Origin of the sequence: Acidovorax sp. HMWF029, assembly GCF_003060895.1 — a bacterium.
Lineage (GTDB): Bacteria > Pseudomonadota > Gammaproteobacteria > Burkholderiales > Burkholderiaceae_C > Acidovorax.
In genome coordinates this window covers 1-1,075 of record NZ_QAIH01000293.1, presented here as the reverse complement: position 1 = coordinate 1,075, position 1,075 = coordinate 1, and the positions used below count along the sequence as shown (strand labels likewise).

The window sequence follows — 1,075 nt, the reverse complement described above, 5'->3', positions numbered from 1 at the left end:
CCGCCAGCCTGGCACGGCGCGGCTGGCAGGTGGTGGTGCTGGACCAGGCGCCAGAGCCTGCGGCGGGCGCGTCGGCATTGCCCGCTGGCGTGTTCGCGCCCCACGTGTCGCCGGATGACAGCGTGCTGTCGCGCCTGTCGCGCAGCGGCGTACGCACCACGCTGGAGCAGGCCCGCTGGCTGCTGAACGAGGGCATGGACTGGGCCCATTGCGGCGTGCTGGAGCACCGCACCGATGGCACGCGTGGCCTGTCGCCCCATTGGGCCGATGGCCCAGGCGCCGCTTGGAGCGAGCCCGCGCCCGCTGCAGCCCTGGCCGCGGCCCAGTTGCCACCGGATGCCACCGCCTGCTGGCACCACCAAGCGGGCTGGTTGCGCCCAGCCCGCCTGGCGCAGGCCTTGCTGGCGCGACCCGGCATACGCTGGCTAGGCGGCTGCCAGGTGGCGCAACTACGGCGCACCGAGCCCCCCCCTGCCGACGGCAAACCGGCTGCTCCCGTCTGGCAGGCACTGGACGCCCAGGGCCAGGTGCTGGCCGAGGCCCCCACTGTCGTCATCGCAGCGGGAGCGGGCAGCCTGGATCTGCTGCACCACCGCTGGCCTCTACAGCCCGTGCGGGGGCAAGTGTCATGGAGCGTACACGCCAGCCCCGCTGCGCCGCTGCCGCCATTCCCGGTCAATGGCAACGGCAATCTGGTGCCTTGTTATCCGATGGATGGCGATGCGGGTGGCCGCCAGGGTTGGGTGATGGGCTCCACCTTTGAGCGCGACGTGCAGGCCCTGCCCCCCAGCACCACCGACATCCAGGCGGCCCACGCCACCAACTGGGGCAAACTGCAAGGTCTGCTGCCCAGCATGGCACGGCATCTGGAACCCTTGTTTTCCTGGGCGCTACAGCCCTCGGCACCGCAACCCCTCACCGGGGAACAACCGCCCCTGCACACCTGGGCCGCAGTACGCTGCACCGCCCCCGACCGACTGCCCATCGTGGGCCCCGTAGACCCAGCGAACCTGCCTGGCCTGTGGGTGAGCACTGCCATGGGTGCGCGGGGCCTGACGCTGGCACTTCTGTGCGG

The 1,075-nt window shown here is 71.8% G+C and carries 1 protein-coding gene; it reads left to right on the top strand.

What is annotated here, in order from left to right; genetic code table 11:
- Positions 1-1,075: FAD-dependent oxidoreductase (locus tag DBR12_RS20195; RefSeq protein WP_146185586.1), on the top strand; the 1,075-nt coding region annotated here is incomplete at both ends.